Here is a 13,596-nt window from a genome sequence, read left to right as displayed (position 1 = left end):
ATATTTACGAACAATTCATAAAGACATTTATTTATGACTGAACGCACCACAACAACATCGGTTATCACGCGCTTATCACCGGCAAAGATTAATTTATTTTTGCATATCACCGGTAAGCGCGCTGATGGCTATCATAATCTGCAAACCGTCTTTCGCCGGCTTGACTGGGGCGATTATCTGCATTTTACGCTTGTAGACGACGCAGCATTTTCTATTATAGATAAGACCTTAGACGCTGATAAGCTATGCCATCAGCTTCTTACCCTTTCTGGTGCCGACACCATAACCAGCAGTATCAACGACAATCTTATTTTTAAAGCTGCCCATGCATTATTGGTATTTGCTCTCCAAGCAAACAGACTACCTCAGCAGCTGGCGCAAATCCAAATCACCTTAGATAAACACCTACCGATGGGTGCAGGTTTGGGCGGTGGTTCATCTAATGCCGCGACGACATTATTAGTTTTAAATGAGATTTGGCAGCTCGATGTTAATCAAAATGAGCTAATAAAAATTGGCGCAAGCATTGGCGCCGATGTGCCAATCTTTATCTTTGGGAAAGATGCCATTGCCATGGGGATTGGCGAGGAGCTGACAGCCATTAATTTGCCAGAACAGCAGTATTTAGTGTTAACGCCAAATGCGCATGTGAGTACTGCTCAGCTGTTCACCCATCCACAACTACAACGAGGTATCGCCCCGCTATCGATTGAAACCATTCAAAGCCAGTGCAATGAGTATGTGCAACATTTAAACTCGCCTTATCAAAATGTCTTTACGCCAGTAGTCACTAGCCTTGCTCCTGCTGTCGATGAAGCAATATGTTATTTGCAAGGGTTAGAGTCACAAGCATTGGGCACAGCACGCATGACCGGCTCTGGTAGCGCGGTGTTTTTGCCATTGGATACGAGTGTCACGACTGATAAGACGCTGTTGGCAACATGGATTAAAGATGCGCCTTGTGCAGGCTATCTGGCGAGGAATTTATAAAATGGACGCGCCCTACTCAAACTCTCAAATAAGTTGCTATTAATATGAACAATTCATATCTAAATAAGAATCTAATAGCCGCCACCGTTTTTATTTGCTTATTATCAAGTTTGACTGGGTGTACATTACTATCTAAATCTCACGATGAGTCTAATGCTAATCGCTTATCCGATAAAATAACTTTGCCACAACAGCTAGAGATAAAAGTAAAAGACAACCCTCGAAATGTAGAGGTTTCTCAGCAGGATTCCAAAGTCAGCTCGCCTACCGAACTATTCACTTATGCTGCTACTCTATCAATGCGCGAGATCAATTTTGTTTTCAAAGGCAAATACGTTATCAAAAATAACTGCTTATACTTTGTCAAAAATGATAATGAGTATCTTAGCCCTATTTTTTATCCCGATAGAGCCATTCTTTTTGAAAATGAACAAGCCATTTCTCTAAATGGAACTAAAGTTAAACTAGGTGAGGAGGTTGTCACTAGCGGTATAATTAAAGAGCGTATAGGTAGTTACTATTTACGAAAAGGGGATATTGTCATCGAAGACCCAGAGAATACAGCTTGTTTGACGGAACCTGCAATATTTATGAGTGGTAGAGTGGTCAATCCTCTCGTCTAAAAGAAAATCGCACAGCATCAGCTTACGATTGACAAACTTAATAAAAAACCTCTATTCACTATAATAGTAGCTATGCAACTCAGGCTAATTCACTTACTTTCGAATAAAAGCCATAAAAACACCTAAAGACCTTGCAAATTCTGAAAACTTATTTATAATAGGTCGCCTCAATAGGGGTATAGCCAAGTTGGTAAGGCATCAGGTTTTGATCCTGACATCCGTTGGTTCGAGTCCAGCTACCCCTGCCATTTTTTACTGTAATAGTAGTCATCAATACTTTTCAATACTCTTTTCTTAATTTGAGCAGTTTGACACTGCTTAGCGGTCGCTGCTTGAGTCAATCAATAGGACTTCTGTCATGCCTTATTTGGCGATTTTTACGGGTAATGCTCACCCTGAATTAGCAAAAACCGTAGCCGATCATCTTCATATACCTCTTGGTAAAGCTGACATCACGCGTTTTTCTGATGGCGAAATTGCCGTGGAAATCAAAGAACACGTACGCGGTAAAGACGTGTTTATCATGCAGCCTACTTGTGCACCGACCAACGACAACTTGATGGAAATCATGATGATGGCCGACGCCTTGCGTCGTTCTAGTGCTGGCCGTATCACCGCTGTCATGCCTTACTTCGGTTATGCCCGTCAAGACCGTCGTCCGCGTTCAGCTCGTGTACCTATCTCTGCTAAAGTCGTCGCTGACATGCTAAACATCGTTAGTATCGATCGCGTCATGACCGTTGATTTGCACTCAGATCAGATTCAGGGCTTCTTTGATATCCCAGTCGATAACATCTACGGTACCCCTGTATTATTGAACGATCTTAAAAAACAAGATTATGACAACATCATGGTGGTTTCACCTGACGTTGGCGGTGTGGTGCGTGCGCGTGCCATGGCTAAGCAATTGGGCGATACGGATATGGCGATTATTGATAAACGCCGTGCCCGTGCCAATGAGTCACAAGTGATGCACATCATCGGTGATGTCCGTGACCGTGATTGCGTCATCGTTGATGATATGGTCGATACCGCAGGTACGTTATGCAAAGCCGCTGAAGCACTAAAAGCAAACGGCGCGCGCCGCGTATTGGCTTATATTACCCACCCTGTCCTATCGGGTAATGCGCTGAAAAACATCAGCGAATCGGCATTGGATGAGATTGTCGTTACCGATACCATCCCATTGTCTGACGCTGCTAAAGCCTGTAGCAAAATTCGTCAAGTGAGCATCGCACCCATGCTGGCTGAAAGCTTACGCCGTATCAATAACGAAGAATCAATCAGCGCCATGTTTGATGCCTAGTTTGACGCTTAAGATTTTCTGCTGCTAGAGAAAGCGCTAAGTTTTATTACTTGGCGCTTTTTTTATATCCTATTTTTGAGCGGCTTTGATACATAGGCTTTGTCTTTATAAGCACAGCAAGCAAGAAAAATCTATTTTTGTAGCGCTTTATAACTTTTATCCTTTTTTTATTTATAATTGACTATAGTTTTCTGCCGAGGCGTTTTATATAGCCATTTCACGTAGGTCTTTATTATTACTACAAAAGCACGTATAATGCGCGCCTGTACTGACCGTTTTTTATGATTTAAGACAGTCAATATACTTAAAAGTGCTGATCACGCTAAAAACCCATAACTTTCCTCATTACTATGATGCTGAAAATTGGTTATTAGCGAATGGCTTAAGAGAATAGTGGTTGATTTTTATTAACACTCATCTCTTTTAGCTATCATCACCCATTAGTGGATTGGTCGCAAATCCACTTTTTTATGACCAGACACTTCCTCATTCTTTTTATAGGATTATATCCATGAGCATTAATCATTTTGAATTAAACGCAGTTGACCGTTCTGCTGAGCTACAAGGTAAAGGTGCGAGCCGCCGCCTACGTAAGCAGAACCTAGTTCCTGCTATCATCTATGGTGGTAACGAAGAGCCAGCCGCTATCTCTATCAAAATCAACGAGCTAGTAAAATCTCTTGAATTTGAAGCGTTCTTCTCACACATTTTGACTCTAAATGTAGATGGCGAAGCACATCAAGTGGTTATCAAAGACCTACAACGCCATCCAGCTAAAGGCTTCCCAATGCATGCTGATTTCCAGCGCGTTGTGAAAGGTCAGAAAATCAACATGAACGTTCCATTACATTTTGCTGGTCGTGAAGAAGCACCTGGTACTAAAGCTGGCGGTGTTCTATCTACGCTAGTGACTGATATCGAAATCGTTTGCCTACCATCACAACTACCTGAATACTTAGAAGTTGACGTATCAGGCATGGAAATCGGTGATCTATTCCGTCTATCAGACATCAAACTACCTGAAGGCGTTATCATCTTTGATCTTGACATGGAAGATGCACACGACCGTACTATCGTTAACATGCAGCCACCAACTGTTGAAGAAGTTGACGAAGACGCTGCAGAAGTTGATGCCGCTGACGTACCTGCAACTGAGCAAGCTACTGAAAACAAAGACGGCGAATAATAACCCACCGTTACATAGAGACTGCAATCTAGCGTTTACTATGTAATACAAGGTTCGTTTAGTCAAAAAAATAGCAGGTGATGAATATCTCCTGCTGTTTTTGTAAGTAAGGTTTGAAAAATAACAGTTGTGCTATCAATAAATAGCACCATCGCAAACCTTACCACTCATTTATTAAATTTAAGCAGGGTGTTTTTATGGCCATAAAGCTTATTGTCGGTCTTGGTAATCCTGGTCAGCAGTATATGTTTACGCGTCATAATGCAGGATTTTGGTTCGTGCATCATTTGGCTCAGCAGTTTAATATCGCCCTCGCCCCTGACAAAAAATTCCACGGGGTGACAGGACGCGGGCAGATTCATGGTCATGACGTGCGTCTGCTGATGCCACTGACCTTTATGAATAAATCCGGTCAGTCGGTGGTGCCGATGGTTAACTTTTATGGCATTAAAAATGATGAATTGCTGATTGCCCATGATGAGCTCGATATCCCAGCCGGCAGCATCAAGCTCAAAACCGATGGCGGTCATGGCGGTCATAATGGTCTACGTGATATCACGCCGCATATAGGCAACGACTTCCATCGTCTGCGTGTCGGCATTGGTCATCCTGGTCATAAGTCTAAAGTCAGCGGTCACGTGTTATCGAAAGCATCGCCCGATGAGCAAATCGCCATTGATAGTGCCTTAAGTGCTGCTTTTGACGCCTTGCCATTGCTATTAGATGGCGATATTGAAAAAGCGCGTTCACAGATTTATGGCTTTAAAGTACCGGAATAAGCTGCCGTTATTTGCATTACTTTAAGTCATTTAAATTACTAATACGTAAATTTAGCAGTGACTTTTAGGCAAATAACTTTTATTCTAGCAAGCTTGTCCCCATTAAGCTTTTGATTTGACTCATTTATATCAGTTACCCTAAGGAAGCAACCTATGCTACTTAACATGCTCAAGTGCAAATTACATCGCGCCCGTGTTACTCATGCTGAGCTGCACTACGAAGGCTCATGCGGTATCGACGGTGACTTACTCGACCTTGCTGGTCTACGCGAAAACGAATCTATCGACATCTATAATGTCACCAACGGCAAACGCTTTCGCACCTATGCGATTCGCGCTGAAGCGGGCTCTGGTATTATCTCGTTAAATGGTGCCGCCGCCCATATGGCAGATTTAGGCGATATCGTCATCATCTGTGCTTATGCCCATTTTGATGAAGTAGAAGCAGCAACCTATCAGCCAAAGCTGGTGTATTGCAACGAAGACAATACTGTCAAAGACACTGCCAATATCATTCCGGTACAAGTGGCTTAATAACTATTGATGTTAAGGTGTTTATTTTCACAAAAACACGCTTAATGCTAATAAATAGTGGATGGTTAGCTACGTAAATACGGTATTTTAATAAGAAAGCCGAATCTAAATAGGATTCGGCTTTTTTTACATTTATTTATCCATTTATCAATTTATAAGAAAGGAAATTACTGATGTGGTTGGCGGTTGTTGCAGTATTGGTCGGTTTGGCAATTTTGGTTTGGAGTGCGGATGTTTTTATTGATGGCGCGACCGCACTGGCAAAAAAGCTAAATGTGCCAAGTTTTTTGATTGGGGTGATTATTTTAGGGCTTGGCACGTCAGCGCCTGAAATGGTGGTATCAGTATTAGCCGCAATAGAAGGCAGCCCTGAGTTGGCATTGGGTAATGCTTACGGCTCAAATATCATCAATATCGCTTTGGTATTGGGTGCAACGGTACTGATAAGCCCCATTATCATCCATAAAGGCATCGTTAAGCGTGATCTGCCGATACTGGTAGTAATTACTGCTCTGGCGGCGTGGCAGCTGCGTGACGGGCTGCTAAGCTTTAATGATGGCTTAGTGCTGTTGGCATTGCTTGTGGTGGTTTTGGCTATTCAAATCGTGATGAGCTTACGTGAAGGCAGCTTAAAACACGTAGATGAAATCAGTCACGGTAATATCGTAGATAGTGAGTTATTAGAAAGCCAAGCAGGAAAATCAGATGAGACTGAACCCAGTTTAATACGGGGTTTGGGTGGGCTATTTCTTGGATTATTGATGTTGGTTGCCAGCTCACGCGCGATTGTTTGGGGCGCGGTTGAATTGGCGACTTTTTGGGGATTGAGTGAGCTGATTATTGGCTTGACCATCGTCGCTATTGGGACGTCTTTGCCTGAACTGGTCGCAAGCTTATCCGCCGCTCGTAAAGGCGAGCATGATATGGCATTGGGCAATATTATTGGCTCTAATATCTTTAATACCTTGGGCGTTGTTGGGCTTGCAACACTTATCGCACCAATTACCGCCAATCCAATCATCTTATCGCGTGATGTGCTGACGATGGGCGTCATCACCTTATTGCTTGTGGTTTTATCTCTCTTTGCCTTTATCAGCAAACGCCCATTTGGTCGCACGTCTGGCGCGACGCTGATGCTATTCTTTGTCGGCTATACGCTATGGCTGATGCAAACCGCTAATCTGTAAAGCCGTTTAGCCGTTTAACATTAAAGATGTTAAATACTAAACATACTATTTATTGGCTTTGCGATTTCTAATCACCCGCCACAGCCCTTCATTCTCAGTTTTTGGCATTTTTAAGGTGATGGTATTCGAGAGCATGTCTTGTACCGCAAGACCGCGACGATTAAAAAGACAAAAGGCATAGTTAAAGACAAAACCCAAAAAGGCACTGGTCAATAAAATGGCCCTTGAGCCGCCGATGACACTACCAATAAGGCCAAATATGAGCGGCATCAGACTGGCGGCCAAGATACGCTTAAACGACTGCCCCCATGTTAGTAGGTGACCGCTATTATTGACCGTCTTTAAGCGCCACGTTTGCATACCTAATGTTTGCCCGCCGCGGCGCCAAAACAGTCCATAGAAGCCCACGAGTGTCAGTATAAATGACGGTGTCATTATGGCATTCTGATACCACGTCGGTAGCGATCTGGCTTGTTGCGATTGCGTGCCCGTCTCCATCGTCAATAGCGTACCAATCACGGTCAGTATGGTCCCGACCAAAAACAATAAAGCCAAAATCAACATACCATCATAAAGAATAGCTGCCAAGCGCGTGCCAGGTTTGGCAACCATCGCTTCTTCAACAGCAGGGGTTTGATGCGCTGATTGTTTGCGTGGCGATTTTGCTTTAGGAGCAGCTTTTGGTGACGATTTTGACATGATACAGGCCCATAACAAGCGGAGAATAGAGCGCTCATTGTACCGTAATTCAGGCACTTAGCGTACATTATGATAAGACAAGACTTCTGATGCAAAAGGCTGTTGACTGAAACTTAGAAGGAAGGCAACAAATTGAGATAGAAGCTCATTAAAATAGCAACTCTACAAAAACGACAGACATAAAAAAATCGCCAAATTGTCATAAGACAGGCGATTGATTTAGTTTTAGCTTAATAGTTACATGAACAAATAAGCTAGTATGCAAATGGTGCGCTTGGAGAGATTCGAACTCCCGACCCCTTAGTTCGTAGCCAAGTGCTCTATCCAACTGAGCTACAAGCGCGTACTTTGCACATTATCTACTGAATTATTCAAGAACAATTTCAGTAAATTAGGTTGGTCATTATATAGATAATCTCGCTTGTGTCAACATCTTTTTTAGTTAAATTCAAATTATTTTTAAATTTCATACTAAAAAAATCATTAACGCCAATTTCTGCGTTATTACTCTTTATAACAACTGAATAAATGGCGGTGAAGGAGGGATTCGAACCCTCGATACGCTTACACGTATGGTTCCTTAGCAGGGAACTGGTTTCAGCCACTCACCCACTTCACCGAACGATTTAAGACACTTATCAAAATATTTATAATAAATATTCTTTTAAACACAGTATCGATGCTAATGATACGTCTTATGCCGTGGGCGAGTATTATAGCAAAGCCAAAACGAATTGCAAGCGTTGTCTACAGATTTAACCCTACATTTGCCATAATTATCGATTTAAATGCCTTTATTATTTTTTAAGGGTGAAAATCGCCTAGTTTAGCCATAAAAAGCCAATTTTATTTTAGGTTTTACTATTGATTGACGAGAATCTAATGGCTATGGCTTTTTGGGCAATGGATGGCTATAGTATTTATGATTCATTGTAGAATAAATAAAAGGAAGGCTTATGCGACCAGTGGTACTGTGTTTTTCAGGGTTGGATCCGTCAGGCGGTGCTGGATTACAAGCGGATATCGAGGCGATCGGCCAAGCAGGCGCTCATGCTGCCATCGCTTGTACGGCAATCACTATACAAAACTCGCAGCAAGTATTTGGTTTTGAGGCTTGTGCTGCCGCCTTGCTAGAAGCGCAGGCAACCACAGTGCTCGATGATTTACCTGTGCGCGTGATTAAGTCAGGTATGCTTGGCACCACTGACAATATCGCGATGCTGACGCGTTTGTTTGCTGAGCAGGTTATCGCAGCTGACACGCCATTTGTACTCGACCCGGTATTGGTTGCCAATAGCGGTGGCAGCTTAGGTGATGAGCAAACCTTGGTAACGGCGTTTCGAGAGCTGCTCCCCTATGCGACATTAATCACCCCAAATACGCATGAGCTACGGGCTTTAAGCGGTGAGCAAGATTTGCATATCGGTGCGCAAAAACTATGCGCCAAAGGGTGTCATGCCGTATTGGTTAAGACCTCACACGACTTTGATAGCGGTGATATCGAGCAGTATTTATATATCAAAGGCGAGATGGTACATAAAAGTATCTTGCCACGCCTAAAAGGCGAATTTCATGGCTCTGGCTGCTCATTAGCGAGCTTTATCGCCGGACGCTTAGCGATGGGTGATGCGCTTGTCGAGGCGGTAAAAGCGGCCGATAGTTGGATTACCCAAACACTGCGTGCCGCTGATGCGCCGCACCCTGATAATGCTAACGCCCAATTGATACCCAATCGCTTTGTAGAATTTTAGAATAATCTATAGATGGTAAATAAAAAAAGGCGCTCTATATTTTATAGAGCGCCTTTTTATTCAGTGTTCGATTTTATACTAACTTTAACTTAATGAATTTAACTTAGCCCACCATTGGCATTTAGCCCAACATTGGCATAAAGCTTGATGCCAATCCACCGATAAATATCTCAAGTAAATAAAAGGCAAAAAAGGCAACCATCGGTGATAAATCAATCATACCTAGGTTTGGCGTAATGCGGCGAAACGGCGCCAAAATTGGCTCCGCTAAATTAACAATAATGCCAATAATCGGATGCTGAGATTGGGTAAACACCACAATCCAGCTCACAATGATAGAACCAATAACCAGATAACGGCACATACGCAAAAAGTCTAATACCAAGCTGATAGTACCAGTAAAAAATAGCGGTACAGGCGCAATGCCTTTATGTGTCAAAGCCGCCTTACCAGAGATATCAATCAGACGAATTAAAAACATCAATACAATGGCAGCAATACTAATACGGCCTTGGGCGACGGTTGGGAAAATACGCCCGAACACATCGACGATATGGGTGGCTTTATAAGCAGGGGCAACCATAGGATTGCTGGCATCCATTCCAGCAAACTGCAGCATAAAACGGATAAACACCAACATCATGGCGAAGGTAGTGACCAAATCAAAAATTTGCAATAACAGGTTGTTCATGAAGTGCTACTCAATGTGACATTATTAACGGGATTTAGGATGACGAATGTCATTATCAGGCATTTTTATGACTTTAAATTTTTATAATTTTAAATAGGGTATCTCGTAAATCATGATATACCCTATTTATAAAGGGTTAATGACAAGTAGCGACTGGCTATTTACTCATCTCTTCACTCAGCGCTTGGCTACGGTCATAACAGGCCTGCATAGCTTCAATTATTTGACGACTGATGTCATTGGCCTGCATGGACTCAATGGCTGCTTGGGTCGTACCGTTTGGTGATGTGACTTTACGACGTAGCTCGCTTGGTGCATCTTCACTACCCAGCGCCATTTTTGCAGCGCCCAGCATGGTTTGCAGCGCCAGTGCTGACGCTTGCTCTTTATCCAATCCTAACGCCACTGCGCCATCGACCATCGCTTCGATAAAGTAAAACATATAAGCGGGCGCTGAGCCTGATACGGCGGTGACCGCATGCATGTGTTCTTCATTATCGACCCACATAACCAAACCTGAGGCTTCCATCACTGCAGTTGCCAATTGCTTTTGTTCGGCAGAAATATCATCCGTACCGTACAGACCAGTCGCGCCCATTTGAATCATCGCCGGCGTATTTGGCATCGCACGAACGATATTGCCATAGCCACCTAGCATGTCAGATAACAGCGCAGTCGATAATCCTGCTGCCACTGAAATCACCAGCTGCGTGTCTAAAACATCAGCAAAACCACTGACCACTGCTTTCATGACTTGCGGCTTTACCGCCAATACCACGATGTCAGCACCGATAACCGCCGCTTTTGCATCGGCAGTTGGATCAACCGTATTCAATCCTTTAGCAGCCAATTGCTCGCGCGCTTCACTACTCGGATCAGCAACGGTAATCAGACTCGGTTTGACGCCGCAGCTGACTAGCCCGCTAATCAAAGCCTGCGCCATATTTCCGCCACCGATAAAGCTGATTTTCTTATTATCTAATACTGACATACGTGTCTCCTATTCAAAAAATGCAAAGGCATTCAAACTAACATAATGATAGGTAAAATGACACTCAGTTTACCATACTGCTACTGGCGTCGTTTGATAAATTCAAAGGCTCAGTAATGGCGTTGCTGTTTAAGTAATCATCACTATAGAACGTCGCATATTTATTATTTAACAGGTTTTATGCAGAGTTAAATGGCTGTTGATAAATGCGACAAGCTGTTTCACATCTACATTAATATTCGCCTGCTCAGCATTCAACACCCAGCTTCCAAAAGGTGATAATAATAAAATAGGCAGTTCTATCGGGCAATCGTTCTCTAAAAGCTCATTTTCACTACTCTCTTTATTCATAAAAGCCACGCTGACTACTACCAAACTCTCACGCATCCATAATGGAATAGCCAAGTTTTGATAGAGCTTTTTGCCCGCTTGTGGACGTGATGCCAGTGCGGTTTGCACACGCTGATTGCGACCTAATGGCGCAAAGGTAATCTTAAGCTTATCTTTATCGCTTTCTACGTTATAGCTTTCTAATAGCTGCATTACTTCATTTGGCAGAATCTGTAATTGCCAAGCAAATTTATCATCATTACGTAAATTAATTGGAACGGGTTGTCTTCCAGTTGTATGAACATCAGCCCCAATAGGATTAGATTCAGTAAAATTAAATAAGGTTTGCGTCTGCTCGGTAAGCGGCAACTCAAGCCATTTGAGCCAATCGCTGCTGAGACGAAAAAGCTGCTGACGATAGCGGCGAATGGTATAAGACGCTTTGCGACCTTGCCAAAACAGCGCCGTTTGATGGTCATTATCATCACGTTGGCTTAGACTTAAGACATCATCGACGAGCTGTTTAGCGGGCGGTAATGGCTCATCTTGAGCGAGCCAATGGTGCAATAATTGGCGCTGACGATAAATCGGTAGTTTTTGCAATTTATCTATATTTAGCGCGCGCTGGGCAGGTGGTAATTGTAATGATGCAATCTCTATCTGTTGCAAATCCTCGCCTGCTTGGGCATTGATTATTAATTGCGCGTCACTTAATAGCTGCGCGCTACGAGCAATATTATCAATGATATTGGAGTTATAGCTCGCCAATATCGGCATAATATCTCGACGTAAGCCGCTACGCACATTATCACCAGCATCGTTGGTCGGGTCATCGATATAGGGCAGCTTTAAACGCTGGGCATAGGCGCTGATAGTGGCGCGTTTGATAGTCAGCCACGGTCGCCATAACGCTATACGATGCGTGCCCTGCGTTTGAATGCGCCACGGCTGCATAGCCGATAAACCATTTACCCCGGCGCCTTGAATCAGGCGCATTAAAACCGTTTCCGCTTGGTCATCAGCATGATGGGCTAATAATAAAACATCATCTTGATTAAGTTGCGCGCGCATCACATCATAGCGAGCTTGGCGTGCGGCTTGTTCATCATGACCGTCCACTTGGGCGCGTAAAATCTGACAAGGTATATTTTGCACCTTTGCCCACTGAGCCACATGCTGCGCCCAAGCGCCACTATCTGCTTGTAGACCATGATTCACATGCAGTAATTGCGGTAAAAATGGCAATTTACCTTGCTGATAAAGCTGTACGCAAAGTGCTGCCAGTGCCAACGAATCACGCCCACCACTACAGGCCAGCCAAAGTCGTCGACCATGTAGTTGCTCACCATATTCAGCCAGACTGCTTAATAACGCTTCTGCTAAAGCATTATCAATAGGCAGGGTGGCTATCGGCTCAATAGGATGGGAAAGGATTGCACTATTAGTCATAATCATTCTTATTTATTAGGTGGCTATATCTACGTATAAATCAATTGACATATGAACGAATCGGCACAAAAAAACGCGTCAAAAATGACACGTTTTTATTTTAACATTAAGCGTAAATCGATATCGTTAAAAGCTAAGTTTAAGTAACCTAGCAATATAAACTCTTAGCAAGGCAACATCACTTCTGAGTTAAAGGATTTTAACTTCTCGTAACGCAGCTCGCAACGCTCATGCGCATCCATATCTTTAATCTCATTTAGTTGCTCAACGATTAATGCTTTTAGCGCCGTCATGACTGGCTGCGGCTGAATATGGGCGCCCTCACCTTCATCGATAACCGCATCAATTAAGCCCATTTGATAGAGATTAATGGCATTTAATTTTAATGCTTCACTGGCATCTTGGGCTTTTTCAGCGGTTTTCCACAGGATAGACGCACAGCCTTCTGGAGAGATAACCGAATAAATACTGTTTTGCAGCATATTTACCTTATCGCCAACCCCTATTGCCAATGCGCCGCCTGAGCCACCTTCACCGATAATGGTAACGATGATAGGGACTTTCAGGCTAGAAAATACGGCGATACTTTCGGCGATGGCTTGCGCTTGCCCGCGCTCTTCAGCACCAATACCGGGGTAAGCGCCTTGGGTATCGACAAAGGTCATCACCGGAATGTTAAAACGCTCAGCCATTTTTACCAAACGAATCACTTTGCGATAGCCTTCGGGATTTGCCATACCAAAATTATGGGCGATACGCTCGCGCGTACTACGACCACGATGCTGACCAATCACCATCACAGGCTGGCCGTCCAGGCGCGCAAGACCGCCAAGGATAGCTTTATCATCTGCATAAGCACGGTCGCCATGCAACTCATCAAATTCGGTAAACAGCTGATTCACATAGTCCATAAACAATGGACGTTTGGCATGCCGTGCAAGCTGAACGCTATCCCAGACGGTACTCATAGACGCTTCCCTTTCGTAATTCTATATAATATGGTGATGTTTAATAATGACGCTGTTAAACGACAATGTTAGATGACAAAGCTAAATAACAGGATTGTCGGCGTTATCGGCT

Annotated in this window: 13 protein-coding genes and 3 tRNA genes; 9 read left to right on the top strand and 7 right to left on the bottom strand. The window is 43.4% G+C overall.

Annotation, left to right across the window (positions count from 1 at the left end):
• Positions 1 to 33 precede the first annotated feature (33 nt).
• From ispE to JMX94_RS06995, 8 genes are all read left to right on the top strand, one after another.
• Positions 34 to 990, top strand: coding sequence for a 4-(cytidine 5'-diphospho)-2-C-methyl-D-erythritol kinase (gene ispE, locus JMX94_RS07030; protein ID WP_201564489.1), 957 nt, complete (start codon positions 34 to 36; stop codon positions 988 to 990).
• A gap of 44 nt (positions 991 to 1,034) precedes the next feature.
• Positions 1,035 to 1,613, top strand: a complete 579-nt coding sequence (locus tag JMX94_RS07025; RefSeq protein WP_201564487.1) for a hypothetical protein — start codon at positions 1,035 to 1,037, stop codon at positions 1,611 to 1,613.
• Between the two features lie 172 nt (positions 1,614 to 1,785).
• Positions 1,786 to 1,861: transfer RNA gene (locus JMX94_RS07020), tRNA-Gln, on the top strand.
• Between the two features lie 110 nt (positions 1,862 to 1,971).
• The gene (locus JMX94_RS07015) at positions 1,972 to 2,919 is read left to right on the top strand and encodes a ribose-phosphate pyrophosphokinase (RefSeq protein ID WP_149490452.1); all 948 of its coding nucleotides are present in this window, start codon (positions 1,972 to 1,974) and stop codon (positions 2,917 to 2,919) included.
• A gap of 511 nt (positions 2,920 to 3,430) precedes the next feature.
• Positions 3,431 to 4,105: a 50S ribosomal protein L25/general stress protein Ctc gene (locus tag JMX94_RS07010; RefSeq protein WP_201564486.1), complete on the top strand. Its 675-nt coding sequence runs from the start codon at positions 3,431 to 3,433 to the stop codon at positions 4,103 to 4,105.
• Between the two features lie 197 nt (positions 4,106 to 4,302).
• A complete protein-coding gene (gene pth, locus JMX94_RS07005) occupies positions 4,303 to 4,884 on the top strand; it encodes an aminoacyl-tRNA hydrolase (protein WP_201564484.1) in 582 nt (193 codons plus the stop codon).
• 153 nt (positions 4,885 to 5,037) lie between these two features.
• Positions 5,038 to 5,418, top strand: a complete 381-nt coding sequence (panD, locus tag JMX94_RS07000) for an aspartate 1-decarboxylase (protein ID WP_045443274.1) — start codon at positions 5,038 to 5,040, stop codon at positions 5,416 to 5,418.
• A 173-nt stretch (positions 5,419 to 5,591) separates the two neighbouring features.
• Positions 5,592 to 6,605, top strand: a complete 1,014-nt coding sequence (locus JMX94_RS06995; protein WP_201564482.1) for a calcium/sodium antiporter — start codon at positions 5,592 to 5,594, stop codon at positions 6,603 to 6,605.
• 45 nt (positions 6,606 to 6,650) lie between these two features.
• Here JMX94_RS06995 and JMX94_RS06990 read toward each other — a convergent pair whose 3' ends face one another.
• The 3 genes from JMX94_RS06990 to JMX94_RS06980 all read right to left on the bottom strand — a co-directional run bounded on the left by JMX94_RS06990 (position 6,651) and on the right by JMX94_RS06980 (position 7,923).
• Entirely contained in the window at positions 6,651 to 7,304 is a 654-nt protein-coding gene (locus tag JMX94_RS06990) for an RDD family protein (protein ID WP_201564474.1), read from the bottom strand.
• A 266-nt stretch (positions 7,305 to 7,570) separates the two neighbouring features.
• Positions 7,571 to 7,647: transfer RNA gene (locus tag JMX94_RS06985), tRNA-Arg, on the bottom strand.
• Positions 7,648 to 7,833: 186 nt separating this feature from the next.
• Positions 7,834 to 7,923 (bottom strand) — tRNA-Ser (locus JMX94_RS06980).
• Positions 7,924 to 8,260: 337 nt separating this feature from the next.
• Between JMX94_RS06980 and JMX94_RS06975 the strand changes: the two genes are divergently transcribed.
• Positions 8,261 to 9,055: a hydroxymethylpyrimidine/phosphomethylpyrimidine kinase gene (locus JMX94_RS06975; RefSeq protein ID WP_201564472.1), complete on the top strand. Its 795-nt coding sequence runs from the start codon at positions 8,261 to 8,263 to the stop codon at positions 9,053 to 9,055.
• 121 nt (positions 9,056 to 9,176) lie between these two features.
• Here the strand turns inward: JMX94_RS06975 and JMX94_RS06970 are convergent, their stop codons facing one another.
• From JMX94_RS06970 to JMX94_RS06955, 4 genes are all read right to left on the bottom strand, one after another.
• Positions 9,177 to 9,746 carry a YggT family protein gene (locus JMX94_RS06970; RefSeq protein WP_201564470.1) on the bottom strand — a complete coding sequence of 190 codons (570 nt, stop codon included), beginning with the start codon at positions 9,744 to 9,746 and terminating at the stop codon, positions 9,177 to 9,179.
• Between the two features lie 157 nt (positions 9,747 to 9,903).
• Positions 9,904 to 10,737, bottom strand: a complete 834-nt coding sequence (proC, locus tag JMX94_RS06965) for a pyrroline-5-carboxylate reductase (protein ID WP_201564468.1) — start codon at positions 10,735 to 10,737, stop codon at positions 9,904 to 9,906.
• A 168-nt stretch (positions 10,738 to 10,905) separates the two neighbouring features.
• Positions 10,906 to 12,516 (bottom strand): tRNA lysidine(34) synthetase TilS, encoded by a 1,611-nt coding sequence (gene tilS, locus JMX94_RS06960; RefSeq protein ID WP_201564466.1) that lies wholly within the window; start codon positions 12,514 to 12,516, stop codon positions 10,906 to 10,908.
• A 164-nt stretch (positions 12,517 to 12,680) separates the two neighbouring features.
• Positions 12,681 to 13,484 carry an acetyl-CoA carboxylase carboxyltransferase subunit alpha gene (locus JMX94_RS06955; RefSeq protein ID WP_201564458.1) on the bottom strand — a complete coding sequence of 268 codons (804 nt, stop codon included), beginning with the start codon at positions 13,482 to 13,484 and terminating at the stop codon, positions 12,681 to 12,683.
• Between the last annotated feature and the right edge of the window lie 112 nt (positions 13,485 to 13,596).

Source organism: Psychrobacter sp. CMS30 (assembly GCF_904846565.1).
In the GTDB taxonomy this organism is placed as follows: domain Bacteria; phylum Pseudomonadota; class Gammaproteobacteria; order Pseudomonadales; family Moraxellaceae; genus Psychrobacter; species Psychrobacter maritimus.
Note: the sequence above shows the minus strand (reverse complement) of the source record. Positions and strands in the feature narration are given on the sequence as shown.

What these genes read in the sequence shown, in the direction of transcription:
- ispE (WP_201564489.1), top strand. Translation starts at nt 34, where the DNA reads ATGACTGAACGCACCACAACAACATCGGTTATCACGCGCTTATCACCG.
- JMX94_RS07025 (WP_201564487.1), top strand. Translation starts at nt 1,035, where the DNA reads ATGAACAATTCATATCTAAATAAGAATCTAATAGCCGCCACCGTTTTT.
- JMX94_RS07015 (WP_149490452.1), top strand. Translation starts at nt 1,972, where the DNA reads ATGCCTTATTTGGCGATTTTTACGGGTAATGCTCACCCTGAATTAGCA.
- JMX94_RS07010 (WP_201564486.1), top strand. Translation starts at nt 3,431, where the DNA reads ATGAGCATTAATCATTTTGAATTAAACGCAGTTGACCGTTCTGCTGAG.
- pth (WP_201564484.1), top strand. Translation starts at nt 4,303, where the DNA reads ATGGCCATAAAGCTTATTGTCGGTCTTGGTAATCCTGGTCAGCAGTAT.
- panD (WP_045443274.1), top strand. Translation starts at nt 5,038, where the DNA reads ATGCTACTTAACATGCTCAAGTGCAAATTACATCGCGCCCGTGTTACT.
- JMX94_RS06995 (WP_201564482.1), top strand. Translation starts at nt 5,592, where the DNA reads ATGTGGTTGGCGGTTGTTGCAGTATTGGTCGGTTTGGCAATTTTGGTT.
- JMX94_RS06990 (WP_201564474.1), bottom strand. Translation starts at nt 7,304, where the DNA reads ATGTCAAAATCGTCACCAAAAGCTGCTCCTAAAGCAAAATCGCCACGC.
- JMX94_RS06975 (WP_201564472.1), top strand. Translation starts at nt 8,261, where the DNA reads ATGCGACCAGTGGTACTGTGTTTTTCAGGGTTGGATCCGTCAGGCGGT.
- JMX94_RS06970 (WP_201564470.1), bottom strand. Translation starts at nt 9,746, where the DNA reads ATGAACAACCTGTTATTGCAAATTTTTGATTTGGTCACTACCTTCGCC.
- proC (WP_201564468.1), bottom strand. Translation starts at nt 10,737, where the DNA reads ATGTCAGTATTAGATAATAAGAAAATCAGCTTTATCGGTGGCGGAAAT.
- tilS (WP_201564466.1), bottom strand. Translation starts at nt 12,516, where the DNA reads ATGACTAATAGTGCAATCCTTTCCCATCCTATTGAGCCGATAGCCACC.
- JMX94_RS06955 (WP_201564458.1), bottom strand. Translation starts at nt 13,484, where the DNA reads ATGAGTACCGTCTGGGATAGCGTTCAGCTTGCACGGCATGCCAAACGT.